Raw genomic sequence first — 504 nt, forward strand, 5'->3', positions numbered from 1 at the left:
CGATGGCAAGGTCAAGTTTTGCCAAAAACTGCCGGGCTGGCAATCGGCGCCGAGCTCGGCCAAGCTGCACTTATTGAAGATTTCACACCGGAGGTTCAGCCATGCGCTGGTCAGCGTTCAGCCTGTTTTGCATGCTCGGTCTTTCAGCAATGGCCCCCCAGGCATCGGCTGCCGGAGAAGATTACGGCGTGCTTATCATTTCCCGCGAGCGCCTGGAAGTGGCGACGTCCTGCGAAATCGGCATCTATATCCAGGACCAACTCACCGCCCGGCTGTTCCAGGAAGACAGCACGTCTTTCAATCTGCCGCCGGGTCGGTTCTCGTTGCGACTCAAGTTGTTGCCAGGCCAGGCGCCGGGCTGCAACCCAGGCATGCTCGCCCCCGGGTCGCAGGAGATTACGCTCAAGGCCGGCGATATTTTGAAATACCGCATCGCCATGAATGAGCAGGGTATGTACCTCAAGCAGGCCGGGCTCGGTTACTGATTTTCTGATTGCCCCTGTG

1 protein-coding gene is annotated in these 504 nt (G+C 58.5%); it reads left to right on the forward strand.

The features are described 5' to 3' along the window. Positions 1-101 precede the first annotated feature (101 nt). The gene (locus OC610_RS28740; RefSeq protein ID WP_264433177.1) at positions 102-485 is read left to right on the forward strand and encodes a hypothetical protein; all 384 of its coding nucleotides are present in this window, start codon (positions 102-104) and stop codon (positions 483-485) included. Positions 486-504 lie beyond the last annotated feature (19 nt).

It is taken from the genome of Pseudomonas agronomica, assembly GCF_025917275.1.
Lineage (GTDB): Bacteria > Pseudomonadota > Gammaproteobacteria > Pseudomonadales > Pseudomonadaceae > Aquipseudomonas > Aquipseudomonas agronomica.

What these genes read in the sequence shown, in the direction of transcription:
- OC610_RS28740 (WP_264433177.1), top strand. Translation starts at nt 102, where the DNA reads ATGCGCTGGTCAGCGTTCAGCCTGTTTTGCATGCTCGGTCTTTCAGCA.